This is a genomic window from Cytobacillus sp. NCCP-133 (assembly GCF_026011715.1).
In the GTDB taxonomy this organism is placed as follows: Bacteria; Bacillota; Bacilli; order Bacillales; family Cytobacillaceae; genus Cytobacillus.
Genome location: NZ_BRVM01000001.1, coordinates 246,055 through 265,670, shown reverse-complemented (window position 1 = coordinate 265,670; position 19,616 = coordinate 246,055). Strand labels below are relative to the sequence as shown.

At 41.6% G+C, this 19,616-nt stretch carries 17 protein-coding genes; 16 read left to right on the top strand and 1 reads right to left on the bottom strand.

Annotated features, from left to right (window positions below; translation table 11 throughout):
- Nucleotides 1-2: 2 nt before the first annotated feature.
- From NCCP133_RS01400 to spo0A, 13 genes are all read left to right on the top strand, one after another.
- Entirely contained in the window at nucleotides 3-410 is a 408-nt protein-coding gene (locus NCCP133_RS01400) for an Asp23/Gls24 family envelope stress response protein (RefSeq protein ID WP_264803179.1), read from the top strand.
- 471 nt (nucleotides 411-881) lie between these two features.
- Nucleotides 882-1,271, top strand: a complete 390-nt coding sequence (gene nusB, locus NCCP133_RS01395) for a transcription antitermination factor NusB (protein ID WP_264803178.1) — start codon at nucleotides 882-884, stop codon at nucleotides 1,269-1,271.
- A gap of 102 nt (nucleotides 1,272-1,373) precedes the next feature.
- Entirely contained in the window at nucleotides 1,374-2,231 is an 858-nt protein-coding gene (gene folD / locus NCCP133_RS01390; protein WP_264803177.1) for a bifunctional methylenetetrahydrofolate dehydrogenase/methenyltetrahydrofolate cyclohydrolase FolD, read from the top strand.
- 198 nt (nucleotides 2,232-2,429) lie between these two features.
- Entirely contained in the window at nucleotides 2,430-3,770 is a 1,341-nt protein-coding gene (gene xseA, locus NCCP133_RS01385) for an exodeoxyribonuclease VII large subunit (protein WP_264803176.1), read from the top strand.
- A gap of 5 nt (nucleotides 3,771-3,775) precedes the next feature.
- Nucleotides 3,776-4,009, top strand: a complete 234-nt coding sequence (locus NCCP133_RS01380) for an exodeoxyribonuclease VII small subunit (protein WP_264803175.1) — start codon at nucleotides 3,776-3,778, stop codon at nucleotides 4,007-4,009.
- A gap of 5 nt (nucleotides 4,010-4,014) precedes the next feature.
- Entirely contained in the window at nucleotides 4,015-4,905 is an 891-nt protein-coding gene (locus NCCP133_RS01375) for a polyprenyl synthetase family protein (RefSeq protein ID WP_264803639.1), read from the top strand.
- 861 nt (nucleotides 4,906-5,766) lie between these two features.
- A complete protein-coding gene (locus NCCP133_RS01370) occupies nucleotides 5,767-6,384 on the top strand; it encodes a hypothetical protein (protein ID WP_264803174.1) in 618 nt (205 codons plus the stop codon).
- Nucleotides 6,385-6,396: 12 nt separating this feature from the next.
- Entirely contained in the window at nucleotides 6,397-8,289 is a 1,893-nt protein-coding gene (gene dxs, locus NCCP133_RS01365) for a 1-deoxy-D-xylulose-5-phosphate synthase (RefSeq protein ID WP_264803173.1), read from the top strand.
- A 3-nt stretch (nucleotides 8,290-8,292) separates the two neighbouring features.
- A complete protein-coding gene (locus tag NCCP133_RS01360; RefSeq protein ID WP_264803172.1) occupies nucleotides 8,293-9,138 on the top strand; it encodes a TlyA family RNA methyltransferase in 846 nt (281 codons plus the stop codon).
- Between the two features lie 434 nt (nucleotides 9,139-9,572).
- Entirely contained in the window at nucleotides 9,573-10,022 is a 450-nt protein-coding gene (gene ahrC / locus NCCP133_RS01355) for a transcriptional regulator AhrC/ArgR (protein ID WP_264803171.1), read from the top strand.
- A 17-nt stretch (nucleotides 10,023-10,039) separates the two neighbouring features.
- Nucleotides 10,040-11,722: a DNA repair protein RecN gene (gene recN, locus NCCP133_RS01350; protein WP_264803170.1), complete on the top strand. Its 1,683-nt coding sequence runs from the start codon at nucleotides 10,040-10,042 to the stop codon at nucleotides 11,720-11,722.
- Nucleotides 11,723-11,919: 197 nt separating this feature from the next.
- Nucleotides 11,920-13,209 carry a SpoIVB peptidase gene (gene spoIVB / locus NCCP133_RS01345; protein WP_264803169.1) on the top strand — a complete coding sequence of 430 codons (1,290 nt, stop codon included), beginning with the start codon at nucleotides 11,920-11,922 and terminating at the stop codon, nucleotides 13,207-13,209.
- Between the two features lie 576 nt (nucleotides 13,210-13,785).
- Nucleotides 13,786-14,574, top strand: coding sequence for a sporulation transcription factor Spo0A (gene spo0A / locus NCCP133_RS01340; protein ID WP_264803168.1), 789 nt, complete (start codon nucleotides 13,786-13,788; stop codon nucleotides 14,572-14,574).
- 248 nt (nucleotides 14,575-14,822) lie between these two features.
- On the opposite strand, the gene NCCP133_RS01335 is transcribed toward spo0A, so the two are convergent.
- Entirely contained in the window at nucleotides 14,823-15,059 is a 237-nt protein-coding gene (locus NCCP133_RS01335) for a DUF2627 domain-containing protein (RefSeq protein ID WP_264803167.1), read from the bottom strand.
- 161 nt (nucleotides 15,060-15,220) lie between these two features.
- On the opposite strand from NCCP133_RS01335, the gene NCCP133_RS01330 reads away from it, so the two are divergent.
- The 3 genes from NCCP133_RS01330 (at nucleotide 15,221) to bcd (ending at nucleotide 19,468) form a co-directional block, all read left to right on the top strand.
- A complete protein-coding gene (locus NCCP133_RS01330; protein WP_264803638.1) occupies nucleotides 15,221-17,287 on the top strand; it encodes a sigma 54-interacting transcriptional regulator in 2,067 nt (688 codons plus the stop codon).
- Between the two features lie 132 nt (nucleotides 17,288-17,419).
- Nucleotides 17,420-18,322, top strand: a complete 903-nt coding sequence (yqiS, locus tag NCCP133_RS01325; protein ID WP_264803166.1) for a phosphate butyryltransferase — start codon at nucleotides 17,420-17,422, stop codon at nucleotides 18,320-18,322.
- Nucleotides 18,323-18,373: 51 nt separating this feature from the next.
- Nucleotides 18,374-19,468: a branched-chain amino acid dehydrogenase gene (gene bcd / locus NCCP133_RS01320; RefSeq protein ID WP_264803165.1), complete on the top strand. Its 1,095-nt coding sequence runs from the start codon at nucleotides 18,374-18,376 to the stop codon at nucleotides 19,466-19,468.
- Nucleotides 19,469-19,616 lie beyond the last annotated feature (148 nt).

The window sequence follows — 19,616 nt, the reverse complement described above, 5'->3', positions numbered from 1 at the left end:
TAATGAGTGAGAATAACATTCTTGAAATGAGCCATGAAAACTCAGGACTCGGCAAGGTTGAAATTGCTCCGGAAGTAATTGAAGTTATTGCGGGGATTGCTGCTTCTGAAGTAGAAGGGGTTGCGCAAATGCGCGGCAATTTTGCTACAGGTGTAGTTGAAAGGCTTGGTAAAAAGAACCATGGCAAAGGTGTCAAAGTTGAGTTGATAGAGGATGGAATTAAGGTTGATGTATATTGCCTGATGAAGTTTGGTGTATCCATTCCAAGTGTTGCCCAAAAAATTCAGGACAATATCCGGCAGGCGCTGCTGAACATGACTGCCCTGGATGCACAGGAAGTTAACATTCATGTAGTAGGAATCATGTTTGAAAATCAAAAACATGAGATTGAATACGATCAGGAAGTGTAAAAAAAGCACTGAGCCAAAGACAATTTTCAGAGTCTTTGGCTTTTCTTCTCTATATTCTCTTCATTCTATTTGGCTGTTATAAAGAAATTTTTTAAAGGAAAAATAATTAAAGGTCATATAATGCCATTTACAAAGGAATTCGTTTCTTTGCTATATAAATAATGATTTGCTTTTTGACACCTTGCCGGCAGGGTTCTTGAGCGGAGGTCAGAAGCCGAGTGTGAAGGATCACTTTTTTAACCCATACAGCAAGGTAATTGCTATTGTTTAGTGCGAAGATTCCATACTTGTGCTATTATCTTGTTATGTTATTTTTGGACGTGTATATGCTCAAAAATTAGAATAGCCCTTAGTGCCTGCCTAGCGGTCTTATCCTAGTCAGAGGCCAAAGGGAGCAAGAATCGTTTTATCAGTCAATTATTAACTTGAACTTTCACACACAACGTTAGCTTAAAGGAGTTAAAGAAAACGATGAAGAGAAGAACAGCCAGAGAAAAAGCATTGCAGGCTTTATTCCAGATCGATGTTAGCCAGGTTGAACCTGAGTCCGCCATTGAACATGTGCTTGAAGGAGAAAAAGCCGATGAATTTTTAAACAAACTGGTAACAGGTGTTTTGCAGAATAAGGAAATGATTGATGCGGAAATAAGAAAATATCTTGAAAAATGGACATTGGAAAGGCTTGCCACAGTAGACCGCAACCTTTTGCGAATATCCGCATTTGAGCTTATCTACCATCGGGAGGATGTCCCGGCCAATGTTGTCATGGATGAAGCAATAGAAATCGCAAAGCTATACGGTGATGAACAGTCAAGCAAGTTTATTAATGGGGTACTTTCCAAAATAAAAGAACAGCATTAAAATGATAAGTTCGGACTTGCACGGGATTGCCGGAGCCTGCTCCACATGCTGGCGGTGTTCCTTATCAACAGGCGCTTCCGCTGTCCTGATAGGGGGATAAAAATGTCTGCACAAATCATAGATGGCAAAGATATAGCAAGAAGGAAACAGGACCACATCGGAAAAGAAGTGCAAAAGCTGAAAGGTGAAGGGATGACACCGGGCCTTGCAGTTATTTTAGCAGGAGATAATACAGCTTCGAAAACGTATGTTTCAAACAAGCAGAAAACCTGCAGGAAGCTTGGGATGTATTCCTTGCTGGTTGAACTTCCTGAAAGCGTCAGTGAGGCTGAGTTAATCAGCCGGATAGGCCAGTTAAATGAGGATCCGGCAATACACGGAATCCTCGTTCAGCTGCCGCTCCCAGCACATATCAATGAGAAGGTAATCATTGAAACCATTTCGCCTGAAAAAGATGTAGATGGGTTCCATCCTATCAATGTCGGCAGAGTGATGACAGGTCAGGATGCATTTATTCCCTGCACGCCATTTGGGATAATGGAAATGCTTGATTCTATTGAGGCGGATGTCTCCGGCAAGCATGTGGTTGTTGTGGGCAGGAGCAATATCGTGGGAAAACCTTCTGGGCAGCTTTTTCTAAATAAAAATGCAACGGTAACATATTGCCACTCTAAAACAGCTGATTTAATAGAACATACGAAAAGAGCAGATATTCTGGTGGCAGCTGTCGGAAAGGCCGGATTAATAACAGAGAGCCATGTGAAAGACGGTGCAATTGTAATAGACGTGGGCATGAACCGAAATCAGGAAGGCAAGCTTTGCGGCGATGTTGACTTCCAGGCAGTTAAAGAAAAGGCGGGATATATAACGCCAGTGCCAGGCGGGGTTGGTCCGATGACCATTACAATGCTTATGGAAAACACATTAAAAGCTGCAAAGTCAGTAAGCAAGAAAGGCTAAACGCATATCAAAAATCCAATACAGATGCAAAATCTGTCCATTTCCATTATGCTATATTTAGGAATTTGTTTTGCATGCCATGCATGCAGGCCGAAAGAATAAATATCATTGGAAGGGCAGTTTTTTGCTGTATATGCGGTTAAATGCTCTTGCTTTAGATGCTCAAGAAATGCGTCTTTTGCATAAAAGGAGATTGTTATGAAGGAACATCAGTACCTAACAGTCAACGCGTTAACAAAGTACATAAAAAGAAAATTTGATGCTGATCCCCATCTGCAGAATATTACGGTGAAGGGAGAAATTTCAAACTTCAAGCAGCATTCCAGCGGCCATATGTATTTTACATTGAAGGATGAGAAAGCCCGCATCCTTGCTGTGATGTTTGCAGGTAATGCAAAATCAATGAAATTCAGGCCTGAAAATGGCATGAAAGTCTTGGTCCGGGGTGAAGTTTCGGTTTACGAGCCAAGCGGACAATATCAAATTTATATTAAAGAAATGCAGCCGGATGGGATTGGGGAGCTTTATCTGGCATATGAACAGCTGAAAGAAAAGCTAGAAAAAGAAGGATTATTTTCACGAAGCGATAAAAGGCCTATACCACGCTATCCTAAAACCGTTGCGGTAATCACATCCCCAACAGGTGCTGCTGTAAGAGATGTATTGACCACGATAAAAAGGCGTTATCCGATTGTGAATATTCTTATCTATCCAGCATTAGTCCAAGGCAGCCAGGCTGCTGCTTCCATCGTAAGTTCGATTAAAATGGCTAATAGTATGATGGAAGCCGATGTCTTGATCATTGGCCGTGGAGGCGGCTCCATCGAAGAGCTTTGGGCTTTCAATGAAGAGCAGGTGGCCAGGGCAATCTTTCATTCAGAGATTCCAATCATTTCTGCTGTCGGGCATGAAACGGATTTTACCATCGCAGATTTTGTGGCTGACCTTAGAGCGCCAACCCCGACAGGCGCTGCCGAATTGGCAGTCCCGCATATAGACGATTTAACGGAGAGGCTTTTCAATAGGCAATCGAGGCTGATCAGAGCTATGAAGGAACAAGTTGTTTTTCAATATCAAAGGCTGCTAAGGCTCAAAAAGTCATATGCGTTCAGATATCCTCAAAAATTATACGAACAAAAATTGGAGCAGCTGGATAAAATGACGGAACAGCTTGTGAGGGGATCCAAACGGCTTCATGATTTAAAGTCTGAGCATGCTGAGACCTTGCAAATACGTTTAGCCCGGAGCCATCCCAGACAGCTGATCGATCAGTCAAAGGATAAGCATGACAGGCTAAAAAGACGGCTTGACAAATCAATAGGCAATATTGTTACGGACAAAGAAAAAGATTTTGCGAGGGTTCTTTCTACATTGGAAGCGCTCAGCCCGCTTAAAATAATGGACCGAGGCTATAGTCTTGCGTATACCGAGAAAAAAACACTGATAAAAACCGTAGCTCAAATTCACATAGATGATCATATAAAGGTGAAGGTTTCAGATGGAACAATTAATTGCCGTGTAACGGAAATTGAGGAGTGAATGGAATGGCGGAGGATAGAAAACTTTCATTTGAAGAAGCGATGGAAGAGTTGGAGGTAATAGTAGAAAAGCTAGAGGAAGGCGATGTGCCTCTTGAAGAAGCGATAAATATTTATAAAAGGGGCATGGAGCTTTCAAAGCTATGCCATGATAAATTGAAAAATGTTGAATCACAACTAACCGAAATACTGACCGAGGATGGGAGCAAAGAAAATTTCTCCATCCCTGAGGAGGAATAATATTGCTGCACCAATCCCTGGATTCTTTTTCTGAACACTACAAACAAATGCTTGAAAACCAGCTAAAGGATAACATCAGCAAATTGAATTCCCCTGATGAGATAAAACAATCAATGCTGTACTCTCTCGAGGCGGGAGGCAAGCGGATAAGACCATTGCTTTTATTTGCAGCTATGGCAGCCTTTGGTGAGAATCCTGCAAAAGGTTTATGGACGGCAGCGGCCATTGAAATGGTCCATACCTACTCCCTTATCCATGATGATCTTCCCAGCATGGATGATGATGATTTAAGACGGGGAAAGCCAACGAACCACAAAGTATTTGGAGAAGCACTTGCTATTCTTGCTGGCGATGCACTGCTTACATATAGCTTCCAGTCCATCACTGAAACTCCGCAAGAATATGCTTCAGCCGATGTTAAGCTTGCCTTAATAATGGAGCTGTCTAAAGCATCCGGTGCCGAAGGAATGGTTGGCGGACAGGCTGCAGACATTAAAGGGGAAGGGAAGCATCTTTCTTTGGAAGAACTTGAGTATATTCACCTTCATAAAACAGGAAGGCTTCTAGAGTGCAGCGTGATATCAGGTGCAATTTTAGCCAAAGCCAGCGAGGACACAATCAAGGCTTTATCAGATTTTGCCTATCATCTTGGGCTGGCTTTTCAAATCAGGGATGACATTCTTGATCTTGAAGGCACAGAGGAGGAGATAGGCAAGCCTATTGGCAGTGATGAATCCAAAAACAAAAGCACCTATCCTTCCCTTCTCACAATGGAGGGAGCTAAGAAAGCGCTCAGTAACCATATAAGAGCTGCCAAGGAAAAACTAATTGAGACAGGGTTAAATACAGGGCTTCTTGAATCGATTACTGATTTGATTGCACAGAGAAGTCATTAGAAGCTCACTGTGCCAGGACCGTTTGTTGCACAACAGCAATTATGCTATAATAGAGATATATGGATGGTGCAGTATTCTAGTCGGCCTACCATTCCTGAAGGTGGGGCTAAAAATCCACTAAAGGGCACATCGATGAAGTTCCTTGTTTTGGCTTGAGGCGCCCAGCCTTGGGTCGATTCAGGGAGTAAGGTGTAAGGGCGATCTGCAAAGGCATGTGGGCGTTGACCCTTTCACCGCGGAGGCCCCGAAGGCCGTGCTGCAGCGAAAGCGTAAGCGCTGAAATCTCGGGTTATGAACCTGCAATGTGATTCCATGGGAGATCACTAGCAGCGTAGCCTGCCTTGAGTGAGGATAGAGGGGATTACAGTTATAAGGGCATACATCAGTTGGCCATTGATATATGCTTTTTCGCCTGTATGAAATCTTCTTTGCAAAAGAGGCTAGGGAAATGGTTAAAGGCTGCCGAGGAAATCTCCTAGACTGTTCCAATGACATATAAAGGGGATTATAGTGCGGACTAAGTGGCAATCCAGTCTAGCTGATGGCGACACAGCTAAGGCGGATTTAAAGGGAAACCGCCGGTATGGCGACATCCGGTATTCGCTTGGGAAAACCTACTGGACCTAAGCCGCAATCTTAACCCTTTGTATGGCCATCCTATTTACCAGAAATTTTTGAGGGGTTTGCCCCTCATACATAAATTGTCCTATATGGGCAGCTTGCCATAGCGGTTAAAGCTTAATAATCACAAAGAAAGAGGCGAAGCTCTTGCTGAAGCTGAACAGGCGAACTTGATTTCGCGAAAAACCGGCGAGCCCCGCCTCTTATTCATTCTTAATTCAAAAGGAAGTATTTACAGAAATGAAAGAGTTGCTGCGGAATTCGATTAAATGGAGCTTCAGTATTGCCGTTATCACTTTTGTGCTAGCGGCTCTTTTTTCAATTATCTCCAACTCCATATTGAATGGTGTTTCATGGGGAACCGGTCTAATTGTTGTATCCATTATTGTTTTAATTGGCATTTTTTTTGATATGATAGGAATTGCCGCCACAGCGGCTGATGAAGTGCCTTTTCATTCCATGGCTTCCAATAAGGTATATGGAGCCAGGTATTCGATTCGCATCGTTAGAAATGCAGATCGGTTTGCCAGTTTTTGCAATGATGTAATCGGCGATATTTCAGGGATTATTAGCGGTGCGGCTGCAGCCATAGTAATTGTACAGCTGACAGTCTCATTTCAAATGGATCACAGCAGCGTATTCGAATATGCTTCTTCCGTTATTATAACAAGCATTATAGCTGCAATGACTGTTGGAGGAAAAGCATTTGGAAAATCTCTTGCTATAAGGTACTCTAAAGATATTATCTTCCAGGTAGGGAAAGTTCTGCAATTTCTTGAGGATAAATTCCATATTGTTATAATAAAAGACAAGAAAAGAACGAAATTAAAAAAACGGACGAATAAGAAACGAAAGTGAGTGGTCCGCAGAATGGATCTGTTAACAATTAAAGACCCTTCCTTTTTGAAGGGGCTTTCTAATAAAGAACTTGAAAATCTAAGCCAGGAAATTCGCAAATTCCTCATTGAAAAGCTTTCGGGTACTGGCGGCCATATCGGCCCTAACCTGGGAGTCGTGGAATTGACAGTAGCACTTCATAAATGCTTCGATAGCCCCAAAGATAAAATCATTTGGGATGTCGGCCATCAATCCTATGTACATAAAATATTGACTGGCCGTGCGTCCCAATTTGATACATTAAGGCAATACAAAGGTCTTTGCGGGTTCCCGAAGATGATTGAAAGCGAACATGATGTTTGGGAAACGGGACATAGTTCAACTTCTTTATCTGCCGCAATGGGAATGGCCATCGCCAGAGACCTGAAAAAAGAAGATAGCTATGTTATCCCGGTCATAGGGGATGGGGCGCTAACTGGCGGTATGGCTTTAGAAGCACTGAACCATATTGGCCATGAAAAGAAGAACATGATTGTCATTTTGAATGATAATGAAATGTCGATCGCCCCAAATGTGGGCGCGCTGCATAATGTGCTTGGGAGACTACGGACAGCCGGCAAATATAATCGGGTAAAGGATGAACTGGAGTATTTCCTGAAAAAGGTTCCTGCAGTTGGCGGAAAGTTAGCTTCCACTGCTGAGAGGCTAAAGGATAGCCTGAAATATCTATTTGTGTCAGGGATGTTTTTTGAAGAAATGGGCTTTACCTATTTAGGACCTGTAGATGGCCATAACTATGAAGATCTATTTGAAAACTTGGCTTATGCAAAGAAGACAGAGGGACCGGTCCTTCTGCATGTCATTACCAAAAAAGGAAAGGGCTATCAGCCTGCAGAAAGCGATAAGATTGGAACCTGGCACGGTACAGGTCCATATAAAATGGAAACCGGCGATTTTGTCAAACCGGCAATTGCACCGCCAGCATGGAGCAAGCTTGTCAGCGAGACGGTAAGAAGGCTAGCCAGAGAAGATGAACGAATCGTGGCTATTACACCAGCAATGCCTGTTGGATCGAAGCTGGAAGGATTTGCTGGAGAGTTCCCTGACAGAATGTTTGATGTGGGGATTGCCGAGCAGCATGCAGCAACTGTGGCAGCAGGATTGGCGACGCAAGATATGAAGCCTTTCCTGGCTATATATTCAACTTTCCTTCAGCGTGCTTATGATCAGGTCGTGCATGATATTGCTAGGCAGAATTTGAATGTGTTTATCGGGATAGACCGTGCAGGGCTTGTTGGTGCAGATGGGGAAACCCATCAGGGCGTTTTTGATATAGCCTTTTTAAGACATTTGCCAAATATGGTTTTAATGATGCCAAAGGATGAAAATGAGGGCCAGCACATGGTTAAAACGGCAATCGACTACAATGATGGCCCTATAGCCATGCGTTTTCCGCGCGGCAATGGAATAGGAGTGCCGATGGATGATAAGCTAAAAGCCATTCCGATTGGCACTTGGGAGGTTCTGAGGGAAGGAAATGACGCAGCCATCCTTACCTTTGGGACGACAATTCAGATGGCTATGAAAGCAGCAGAGCAGCTTGAAAAACAAGGCTGCTCGGTAAAAGTAGTGAATGCACGTTTTATTAAGCCTCTCGATGAGAAGATGCTGCAGGAATTGTTCGCTGAAAACATGCCGGTTCTGACTATAGAAGAAGCTGTACTCCAGGGCGGATTTGGTAGTGCAATTTTGGAATACGCTCATGAACAGGGGTTTCATCATGCAAAAATCGACAGAATGGGCATACCTGATAAATTTATTGAACATGGCAGTGTAAAAGAGCTGTTAGAGGAAATCGGCATGACTGTAGGGGATATTGTTGAAAAAATGAGCAAACTAGCAAGAAAAAAACAAAAAAGGGCTTAAAGAATGAAAACAAAAAAAGAACGATTAGATGTTTTATTAGTTGAAAGAGGTCTTGCGGAAACAAGGGAAAAGGCTAAAAGGGCTGTAATGGCAGGTCTTGTATTCAGCAATGAGAGCAGGCTTGATAAACCCGGGGAGAAGGTCAGCATAGATATCCCCTTAATCCTAAAGGGGAAAGTAATGCCATATGTCAGCCGAGGGGGACTAAAGCTAGAAAAAGCTCTCAAGGTTTTTGACTTAAATGTGGAAGGCAAACTTTTGCTTGATATCGGTTCTTCAACTGGAGGCTTTACTGATTGTGCCCTGCAAAATGGAGCTAAAATGTCTTATGCACTTGATGTAGGATATAATCAGCTTGCCTGGAAGCTAAGGCAGGATGAACGGGTTATCGTCATGGAAAGGACAAACTTCCGCTATGTAACGCCTTCCGACCTTCAAGCTGGAATGCCTGATTTTGCTTCCATCGATGTTTCCTTTATATCGCTAAAACTGATTTTACCTGTCCTCAAAACGCTTCTGGTATCCGGCAGTGATGTTGTGGCGCTTGTAAAACCCCAGTTTGAAGCTGGCCGTGAACAGGTTGGAAAAAAGGGCATCGTAAGGGATTCCAAGGTCCATGAAGCGGTGCTTGATAAAATTATTGAATTTTCACTGACTCTCGGTTTTGACGTGAATAATGTATCTTACTCACCAATAACTGGCGGTGACGGCAATATTGAGTTTTTATTGCATTTGAACTGGTCTGGGATCAAACAAGAGGGCGAGAACCGATTAAGAGTCCAAACAAATGAAGTTGTAAAATCAGCACATGCCGAGTTAAAAACTAAGCAAGCAAGCGAAGAGGAATAGGCATAAGCCTGTTCCTTTTTATATGGTGTTTTCTAAAGGTTGTTGCTTTAAACAGCCTTGTTTAAATCGCAAGAAAGGATTTTGTCGAGTTTTAACGAATTGTTTATATTTATTGCGGGGAAAAATTGTACTTTATAGGGAAAATCGGCTAACATAAGGGGAGATTATACTTTATTTATTAGTGAAATTTTATGTTTAAAGAAGACTGTTTTCGTAAGGTTTGTTGCTTTTCAATTACTTAGTTTCATTTGCTGAGTTGATTGTAGCGGAGGGGATACCCCACAGGCGAAGCCGAGGAGGCTCTTATCCTCCCCGCGGAAAGCAAATGCCCGGTGCTGTAATCAATGGTCAAAATTCTTGAGTAAAAACAACAATATATACGGAAAGAGCCTTAGAGAAAGCCGATCAGCGGGTTAATTGTAGAGGTGATAAAAGTGAATAAAGGCCAAAGACACATTAAAATACGAGAAATTATAACAAATAACGATATTGAAACACAGGATGACCTGGTCGATGAGCTGAAAAATGCAGGATTCAATGTTACTCAGGCGACAGTTTCAAGGGATATTAAAGAACTTCATCTTGTAAAAGTGCCATTGATGGATGGAAGATATAAATATAGCCTTCCGGCAGACCAGCGCTTCAATCCTTTGCAAAAGCTAAAAAGGAACTTAATGGATGCTTTTGTCCGTGTGGATACTGCTGGGCATTTGCTGGTAATGAAGACGCTTCCCGGGAATGCAATGGCTATTGGGGCTCTTATTGATAACCTGGATTGGGAAGAAATATTAGGAACGATTTGTGGTGACGATACATGCTTAATCATTTGCAAAACACCGGAGGGTACGGAGGCAATTTCAAACCGTTTTCTTGAAATGCTCTAATTTTTGGGGTGATATGATTGTTGAATGAAATATCTATAAGGAACTTTGCTATTATTGAAGCCCTTTCTGTTTCATTTGAAAAGGGCTTAACTGTTTTAACTGGCGAAACGGGAGCTGGAAAGTCCATAATTATTGATGCGATCCATTTGCTTGTAGGCGGCAGAGGATCTGCTGAGTTTGTTCGTCATGGTGAAGATAAGGCGGAGATTGAAGGGCTATTCCAATTGGATGATCCCAAGCACCCCTGTTATAAAAAGACAGTGGAATTTGGGATAGATATCGAAGACGGCATGGTTGTTCTGCGCAGGGATATATCCAAATCTGGAAAAAGCGTCTGCAGGGTTAATGGTAAACTTGTTACAATCTCCACTCTAAGGGAAATCGGAAGTACACTGATTGATATTCATGGTCAGCATGAGCATCAGGAACTAATGGATGAAACCCAGCATCTTTCGCTTCTGGATCAATTTGGCGGAAATAAAATTGCAAGTGCATTAGGTGAATATCAAGAAATATACCGGTCCTATGAAACCACACTAAAAAAACTTAAAAGTTTAAGTGAGAACGAGCAGCAGATGGCACATCGTCTGGATTTAATACAATTTCAGCTGGACGAAATCCAGTCAGCACAGCTAAAGGCAAATGAAGACGAAAAGCTGTATGAAGAAAGAAGAAAACTTTCCAATTTCGAACGGATTTACGAATCTTTGCAATCAGGATACAATGCTCTGCAGGGCGAGCAAAAGGGATTGGACTGGATTGGAATGGTCAAGGCGCATGTGCAGGATGCAGCTGAACTTGAGCCGGCATATAAAGAAATAGCTGAGAATGTTTCAAATTGCTTTTATTTGCTTGAGGACTCTGCTAGTTCACTCCGAAATGAAATGGATTTTATGGAATTTAACCCACAGAGGCTTAATGAAATAGAAGATAGGCTTACTGAAATTAATGGATTAAAACGAAAGTATGGGAAGACTGTAGAAGAAGTTATGGAGTATGCAGCTAAAATAGAAGAGGAAATTGAGACGCTGCAAAATAAAGAGACGCATATTGATACCCTCCAGAAAGAAGTGGCTGCGTTGAAAAAAGATCTTCTGGTTGAAGCTGAAGAACTCAGCCAGCTGCGAAAAAAGTCCGCTCTGAAATTAACGAAATTAATTCACAAAGAGCTTAAGGAATTATATATGGAAAAAACCGTTTTCGAAGTTAAATTTTCATCTGAACCTGAAAGCTTTTTAAAGAATGGAATCGACAAAGCGGAATTTTATCTATCGACCAATCCGGGAGAGCCCATTAAGCCATTATCTAAGATTGCATCTGGTGGCGAACTTTCCAGAATCATGCTTGCTTTAAAAAGCATTTTTTCAAAGCATCAGGGAGTCACAAGCATTATATTTGATGAGGTGGATACAGGAGTCAGCGGAAGGGTTGCCCAAGCGATTGCAGAGAAAATTCATCATGTCTCTATAAATTCACAAGTTTTATGCATCTCGCACCTTCCGCAGGTAGCCGCTATGGCTGATACACATTTATTTATTTCCAAAAAAACAAAAGATGGGCGTACTAAAACGACTGTTAAACCATTATCAGAAGATGAAAAAGTCAAGGAAATTGGGCGCATGATTTCAGGGGTTGAAATTACGGACTTAACTAAGGAGCATGCAAAGGAATTGCTCCAGCTGGCCAGCCAGTTAAAATAATTACCAGACGCTCAAATTCCTCTGGCCCACTGCTTAAAAATCAGCCTAAGCAGGAAGGATGCCAATACCATGAAAAGCTATCCAAAGAAGGATAGCTTTTTTTATCTTTAAGCCTGTTATAAATGCCTTCAATGCAGGCAAAATTATAGATGTAGCCATTAGACGTGGATGGACTAGAAGCGAGGAGAGTGAAAAATTTGACATATGATGTTTTACGTAAAATAATTGGTGGAATTCTCCTTGTTTCATTAATTTCATTAGGTTTTTCAAAACCAATTCAAGAATATTTGCAAGTTCCTGGAAATATAACTCTTTTCGAAGGACAGCAGCTGGACTTTGCGAAAGCAGAAGCTGTATCAGCTGGTTTTACCATAGATAACTCAAGTATTTCACTTAAAGAAGATAACCATACCGTATCCCTGCATGCGCGTGAAAATGGAAAAAATGAAATGTTTTTAGAGCTGGCGGGTTTTCCAATTAAAAAGGTTGATGTCAATGTTTTGAAGGATTTTAGGGTAATTCCTGGAGGCCAGAGCATAGGAGTAAAGCTTAATACAGTGGGTGTTTTAGTAGTAGGGCACCATCAAGTGAACACAGCTGAAGGCAAAGCTTCGCCAGGTGAAACTGCGGGCATAAAAATTGGAGATATTATTACAGAAATCAACGGCAAGAAAATTGAAAAAATGTCCGATGTAGCTCCATTTGTTCAAGAGGCAGGAAAGACGGGAAAGGCGTTGCAAATCGTTATCAGCCGTGAAAGCGGCAAAGTAAAGACCGAGCTGATTCCATTAAGAGAAAACGGGGAAGACACCTATAAGCTTGGCCTTTATATTCGCGATTCGGCAGCTGGCATCGGCACGATGACTTTTTATCATCCAGAATCAAAGAAATATGGTGCATTAGGCCATGTGATATCTGATATGGATACAAAGAAGCCGATTGTGGTTGAAGATGGACAAATTGTCAGATCGACTGTTACTTCCATTGAAAAAGGAAGCAACGGCAATCCAGGGGAAAAACTGGCTCGTTTCTCTTCTGATAAAGAAGTAATCGGCAATATTGTCAGAAACAGTCCTTTCGGAATATTTGGCGAATTAAACCGGAATATGAAAAACGGCATTTTTGACAAACCAATGCCTATCGCATTATCTCATCAAGTAAAAGAAGGTCCAGCGCAAATTTTGACTGTGGTTGATAATGATGAAGTTTCACTGTTCGATATCGAAATTGTAAGCACCATTCCGCAAAAATTCCCTGCTACAAAAGGCATGGTTATAAAAGTCACTGACCAAAAGCTGCTTGATAAAACTGGTGGAATTGTCCAGGGCATGAGCGGAAGCCCTATCATTCAAGATGGCAAAATGATTGGAGCGGTAACGCATGTTTTTGTAAACGATCCAACGTCCGGTTACGGAGTCCATATTGAATGGATGTTAAATGAAGCTGGAATTGATATATATGAAAAGGCAGAAGAAAAAGCATCTTGAATATCTTATGGATAAAAGAAAAGGCGGGATTATTCCCGTCTTTTTTATATTATAAGAATTTATATCTCGTTGAACTTAGAGAACTGTCTAGCTCCAGGCGCATCGGCTCTCGTGTCTAAGACAACCCGTCCAAAAGCTTAAAAAAAAACCTTTTAGTTGGCTCGTCTTATGCTTGAAGCCGATAGGGGGTGCCTTGCACTTTTCTTATGATATCAAAGATTTTGCTTATAAAATGCCAGTTGATTTCCACCGCGAAAAGCGAGCAGCCCTATGCTTACCACATGTTAAAAGTTTGCAAAATCAGTCATACTTTATGATAAAATGGGTATACAAAAAAAGATTTTTCGACAAAAACTAATGGAAATTAAAGTAAATGCCGAAAGTAGTCGAAAAGAGAAGAAAACAAAAGAAAAAATAAGGTTTTGCCGGTTTTTTTAGAAATTTTCAAAAAACTAGAGGAATTTTTGTTGCATTGTCGAATTTGTCATTTAGAATAGAAATAGAAACCAAAAGATGATGTTCAAATTTTTTGAACATCTTTTAAAGAGACCACAAATGGACCGAGGAGGAAAGTAAGTGAAGAAAATAAAAGTTTGTATTGTGGATGACAACAGGGAGCTAGTCGGCCTTTTAGAAGAATATATATCTTCCCAGGAGGATATGGAAGTAGCGGGGGTAGCACATAATGGCCAGGAATGTTTAGAAGTTTTAGAACAGACACAGCCTGACGTACTTGTTTTAGATATCATTATGCCGCACCTGGATGGCCTTGCGGTGCTTGAAAAGATGAGAAATCTAAACTTGATTTCTCTCCCTAATGTTATTATGCTTACTGCCTTTGGCCAGGAAGATGTAACCACAAAGGCAGTAGACCTGGGTGCTTCTTACTTTATCTTAAAGCCGTTTGATATGGAAAATCTGGCAAGCCATATCCGCCAGGTCAGCGGGAAGTCCAGTGCCGTTCTGCGCAAACCAGCTCCTTCTTATCGTCCACAGGCAGAGGCGAAGCCTAAAAATTTGGATGCGAGCATTACAAGCATTATTCATGAAATTGGTGTGCCTGCGCATATTAAAGGCTATTTATATCTTCGCGAAGCAATCTCTATGGTATATAACGATATAGAACTTCTCGGGTCCATCACAAAAGTACTATACCCTGATATTGCGAAGAAATTTAATACAACAGCAAGCCGTGTGGAACGTGCAATCCGCCATGCAATTGAAGTGGCATGGAGCCGCGGAAATATTGATTCTATTTCATCGCTATTCGGATACACAGTCAGCATGACTAAAGCAAAGCCTACCAATTCGGAGTTCATCGCGATGGTTGCCGACAAGCTTCGTTTGGAGCATAAGGCTTCCTGAAAGGGTAAGGACTAAATCGCTTCCTGATAAAGGGCAAAGGACGCCTTTCCGTGAGGCTCGTCTTGTGCTAGTCGGGGGTGGTCAAGGCGCATTGCGCTTTTCTTGTGGAAAGGTTTAATAAGCTCATTGATAACCTTTCGTAGATTGAAGAATAGTCAACAGCAAGATAATAAAAAGGTTCAGTACGAAGTCCTTCATACTGAACCCTTTTTGTGTTTATTTTATTTTTCCTCCACCTGATTGAAGTTTCACTTTATTTTAAACCGAGCTTGAACATTATTTCTTTTTCGATCGCGGTAAAGGATAAATCCTGCTACAAATCCAAGTCCAACCAGCAGAAAGAGCAATCCGGCAATGAATTGCAGCCAAAGATAAGGAAAAGGGCTCTGCAGGATTCCGAACGCCATATCTCTCATTAATTTTATTCCATAAACAGCCAAAATGCCTGGGAGCAATAAAACCAGCAGTGCGAATAGTCTGATCATATATAAAAATCCCCTTCATTAAACGAAGTCATCTATCGAAATAATAAATCATTAAGGAAATTTGTCAAGTCAAACAACTATGCTAAAATAATCAGTGTGAAGAATATTGCATTCTTATTTGGGCTGGAGTGCAGGGATTTTTGATGAAAGCGGGTAAGATTATGCAAACTGTTATGATTGTTGGAGCAGGCAAAGGCGGTACATCAATCTTTAAAATAATAAAAGAGACTGCTGTTCTGGATGTTAAAGCGATGGTGGATATAGATCCTGCTGCCCCTGGACTTGAGCTTGCCAAAGAGAATGGCATTCTGGTTGGTTCGAATTGGCGTGATTTCATGAATCAAAATATCGATATTATCATCGAAGTGACTGGCAATAAACAGGTTTTTGTGGAAATTCGAGAAGCAAGGAGCAAAGACACAGTATTAATACCAGGCAGTGTTGCTTATTTAATCGCAAAGCTTCTAAAAGAAAAAGAAGAGCTTATTTCAAATTTCAGAAATGAAAAAAACAAGCTTGATTTGATTTTTAATTCGACAGATGATGGCATGATAGTCATTAACAATCAAGCCGAAATTACTGTATTTAACAAAAGTGCAGAAATAATGACAGGGATTAAAAGAAAAGATGCTTTAGGCAATAAAATTATCGATGTGATCGGGGAAAGTCTGCTCCCGCGAGTATTGGTAACAAGAAAGGTAGAGTCCAATCAGGAAATGATATTGGGGAATGGCTTAAAGATTATAACAACCAGAATCCCCATGCTTGGAGAAAATAATGAGTTAATGGGTGCCTTTTCAGTCTTTAAGGATATCACGGAAGTGGTATCACTTGCCGAGGAGATAACCGATTTGAAGGAAATTCAGACTATGCTGCAGGCGATTATCCATTCCAGTGAAGAAGCCATTTCTGTTGTGGATGAGAATGGTAAAGGGCTACTGATTAATCCTGCATATACAAGGCTTACAGGTCTTGAAGAAGAGGAAGTGATAGGCCGTCCGGCAACTGCTGATATCTCAGAAGGTGAAAGTGTACATATGAAAGTTCTGCAAACAAGAAGAGCGATGAGGGGAGTATCCATGAGGGTCGGTCCTAAAAAAAAGGATGTTTTCGTTAATGTCGCTCCAGTAATTGTTAACGGGAAACTAAAAGGAAGTGTTGGTGTTATCCATGATGTTTCGGAAATTCAAAACCTGAACCGTGAATTGAGCCGTGCCAGGCAAATCATCAGGACATTAGAGGCGAAATATTCCTTTGAGGATATCATTGGCACATCCGAAGAAATGACAATCGCCATTGAACAGGCGAAGCTCGGAGCTAAAACACCTGCAACTGTCCTCTTGCGCGGCGAATCAGGTACAGGCAAAGAATTGTTTGCTCATGCCATACATAATGCAAGCGACAGAAAATATAACAAATTTATCAGGGTCAATTGTGCAGCGTTATCGGAATCTTTGTTGGAAAGCGAACTTTTTGGCTATGAAGAAGGGGCTTTTTCTGGAGCAAAAAGAGGAGGTAAGAGAGGCCTTTTTGAGGAGGCTGATAAAGGAAGTATTTTTCTCGATGAAATCGGCGAGCTGACAGCCAATACTCAAGCGAAGCTTCTAAGGGTGCTTCAGGAGCATGAAATCACCCGGGTTGGGGGAACGAAGCCGATAAATATTGATGTAAGGATTATAGCTGCCACTAATATCAATTTAGAAAAGGGAATTGCAAATGGCACCTTTAGGGAAGACTTATATTATAGACTAAATAGGGTGCCAATACATATTCCTCCATTAAGGAGAAGGAAGGAAGATATCCCGCTGCTCTGCAGCAGGCTGATCCAAAAAATAAATCAGGAATATGGGCGCAATGTAGAAGGAGTGAAAGGAGAGGCGATCAAGAAGCTCATTGCCTATCATTGGCCGGGGAATGTCAGGGAATTGGACAACATACTGGGGAGAGCCATTATCTTTATGAGCTACAATGAAACTGACATTGAGGAAAGGCATATCCCGGAACTGGTTAAATCAAAGAGCCCGGCAGCCAGCCAGGAAATGCCGGGAAAAGTTGAGGGGAAACCCCTGTCGCAGTTAGTTGAACAATATGAGGAAAAAATGATCCGACAGACACTTCAAAAGCTGAATGGAAATAAAACGCTAACAGCAAAAACCCTGGGATTATCAGTTAGGAATTTATACTACAAGATTGATAAATATAATATTGCAAATAGTGGCATGCAATAATTTTCATAGTATGCAAATATTTTCATGCTTTAGCTAGATGAATAAAGCGTTTTCATCACATTTTGAAGTTGGCATGCTTCTTGCAAGTATTTTAAATGGATCACCAAGTTTCTTGTAGGGGGGTTGAGACAGATGGAATTGGATTCGCTTCTACGGAAAGCAACCCAATATGGTGAGAAAACAGTAGCTGTGGCCGCAGCTGAAGATGAAGATGTGCTAGAAGCTGTTGCTGAAGCTTTAAAACTTAACCTGGCAAGCTTTCTATTATTCGGGGATGAAGAAAAGATTAAATCTCTGATCAATGAAAAGCATAGCGGGATAGCTGAAAGCCCTAAGCTTAAAATCTTCCACACAAAATCTGCAGCATTAGCGGCTGAACAAGCTGTAAGGGCTGTTAAAGAGCTAAAAGCAAATGTATTGATGAAGGGAAATATTCCTACAGCAGGCATTTTAAAGGCTGTTCTAAATAAAGAATATGGTTTGCGAACGGGAAACATATTATCGCATGTTGCGGTTTTTGAGGTTCCTGGTTTTGGCCAATTTACGATTGTAACAGATGCCGCTATGAATATTGCGCCGGATCTTAATCAGAAAGCTCAGATTGTGATTAATGCAGTTGATATCGCAAGGAGTATAGGGGTTGAGAAGCCGCTGGTAGCCCCAATTGCCGCGGTGGAAGCTGTAAATCCTGCGATGCAGGCTACGTTGGATGCGGCTGCATTGACCCTTATGAATAAGCGGGGACAAATCAAAGATTGTATAATTGACGGCCCATTGGCTTTGGACCTTGCGATCTCATTTGAGGCTGCAGAACATAAAGGAATAAAGAGTGATGTTGCCGGACAAGCAGACATTTTACTAGTGCCGACGATAGAAGTGGGAAATGCACTTTATAAATCGCTCGTCTACTTTGCCAGGGCAAAAGTGGGAGCAGTCATAGCCGGCGCAAAAGCCCCAATCGTTTTAACATCCAGAGCAGATTCGTCTGAAAGCAAGCTCTACTCGCTTGCGTTGGCTATTTGCTCTGCCAAATAGAATTTGGCAGTTTTTTATACTCAAATAAAAGAATCCGGGAGGAATTATAAGATGGAAATCTTCAAATACTTAGAAACTTACGATTATGAACAAGTAGTTTTTTGTCAGGATAAACAATCAGGATTAAAGGCGATTATTGCAATCCATGATACTACTTTAGGACCTGCCCTTGGCGGAACACGCATGTGGACATATGATTCTGAAGAAGCGGCAATTGAGGATGCACTTCGCCTGGCGCGTGGAATGACTTATAAAAATGCGGCTGCTGGCTTAAATCTTGGCGGAGGAAAAACTGTTATAATCGGTGATCCCCGCAAAGACAAAAATGAAGAGATGTTCCGTGCTTTCGGCCGATATATTCAAGGTTTGAATGGCCGGTATATTACTGCAGAAGATGTAGGTACAACTGTAGCAGATATGGATTTGATTCACGAAGAAACAGATTATGTAACTGGAATTTCACCTGCTTTCGGATCTTCGGGAAATCCATCACCTGTTACAGCCTATGGCGTATATAGAGGAATGAAAGCAGCAGCAAAAGCAGCTTTTGGAACAGATTCATTGGAAGGAAAAACAATTGCTGTTCAGGGTGTAGGAAATGTTGCCTACAATCTTTGCCGCCATCTTCGTGAAGAAGGCGCTCAGCTGATTGTGACAGATATTAATAAAGAAGCAGTCAAGCGTGCAGTGGAAGAATTTGGGGCAAAAGCCGTTGATCCAAATGAAATTTATGGTGTTGAGTGTGATATTTATGCTCCATGTGCATTAGGCGCAACAGTCAACGACGACACAATTCCACAGCTGAAAGCAAAAGTGATTGCAGGAGCTGCTAATAATCAGCTTAAGGAAACAAGACATGGCGATCAAATCCATGAGATGGGCATCGTTTACGCTCCAGATTATGTGATCAATGCGGGCGGGGTTATCAATGTTGCGGATGAGCTATATGGCTACAACCGTGAGCGTGCTATGAAAAAGGTTGAAACAGTATACAATAATATTGAAAAAGTAATTGAAATTGCATCAAGAGATGGAATTCCGACATACAAAGCGGCTGACCGTATGGCTGAGGAAAGAATTGAAAGAATGCGCAACTCAAGAGGACAATTCTTACAAAACGGCCATCATATCCTGAGCCGCAGATAATGCCTCTAGGCAATCATTGATTTAATAGATCCCATTCCGGAAAAATGGCCTTTGAGCCTGGAAAGCAAAACGCTGAATGCAAATTCAGCGTCTTTGCCTTTAAAATAGAATTGAATAAAATACGGGAGCGGCAGCTTAATTGTCCTTT

Bases quoted from the DNA above. Each gene is read 5' to 3' on its own strand.
- NCCP133_RS01400 (WP_264803179.1), top strand. From the start codon at position 3: ATGAGTGAGAATAACATTCTTGAAATGAGCCATGAAAACTCAGGACTC.
- nusB (WP_264803178.1), top strand. From the start codon at position 882: ATGAAGAGAAGAACAGCCAGAGAAAAAGCATTGCAGGCTTTATTCCAG.
- folD (WP_264803177.1), top strand. From the start codon at position 1,374: ATGTCTGCACAAATCATAGATGGCAAAGATATAGCAAGAAGGAAACAG.
- xseA (WP_264803176.1), top strand. From the start codon at position 2,430: ATGAAGGAACATCAGTACCTAACAGTCAACGCGTTAACAAAGTACATA.
- NCCP133_RS01380 (WP_264803175.1), top strand. From the start codon at position 3,776: ATGGCGGAGGATAGAAAACTTTCATTTGAAGAAGCGATGGAAGAGTTG.
- NCCP133_RS01370 (WP_264803174.1), top strand. From the start codon at position 5,767: ATGAAAGAGTTGCTGCGGAATTCGATTAAATGGAGCTTCAGTATTGCC.
- dxs (WP_264803173.1), top strand. From the start codon at position 6,397: ATGGATCTGTTAACAATTAAAGACCCTTCCTTTTTGAAGGGGCTTTCT.
- NCCP133_RS01360 (WP_264803172.1), top strand. From the start codon at position 8,293: ATGAAAACAAAAAAAGAACGATTAGATGTTTTATTAGTTGAAAGAGGT.
- NCCP133_RS01335 (WP_264803167.1), bottom strand. From the start codon at position 15,059: ATGATCAGACTATTCGCACTGCTGGTTTTATTGCTCCCAGGCATTTTG.
- NCCP133_RS01330 (WP_264803638.1), top strand. From the start codon at position 15,221: ATGCAAACTGTTATGATTGTTGGAGCAGGCAAAGGCGGTACATCAATC.
- yqiS (WP_264803166.1), top strand. From the start codon at position 17,420: ATGGAATTGGATTCGCTTCTACGGAAAGCAACCCAATATGGTGAGAAA.
- bcd (WP_264803165.1), top strand. From the start codon at position 18,374: ATGGAAATCTTCAAATACTTAGAAACTTACGATTATGAACAAGTAGTT.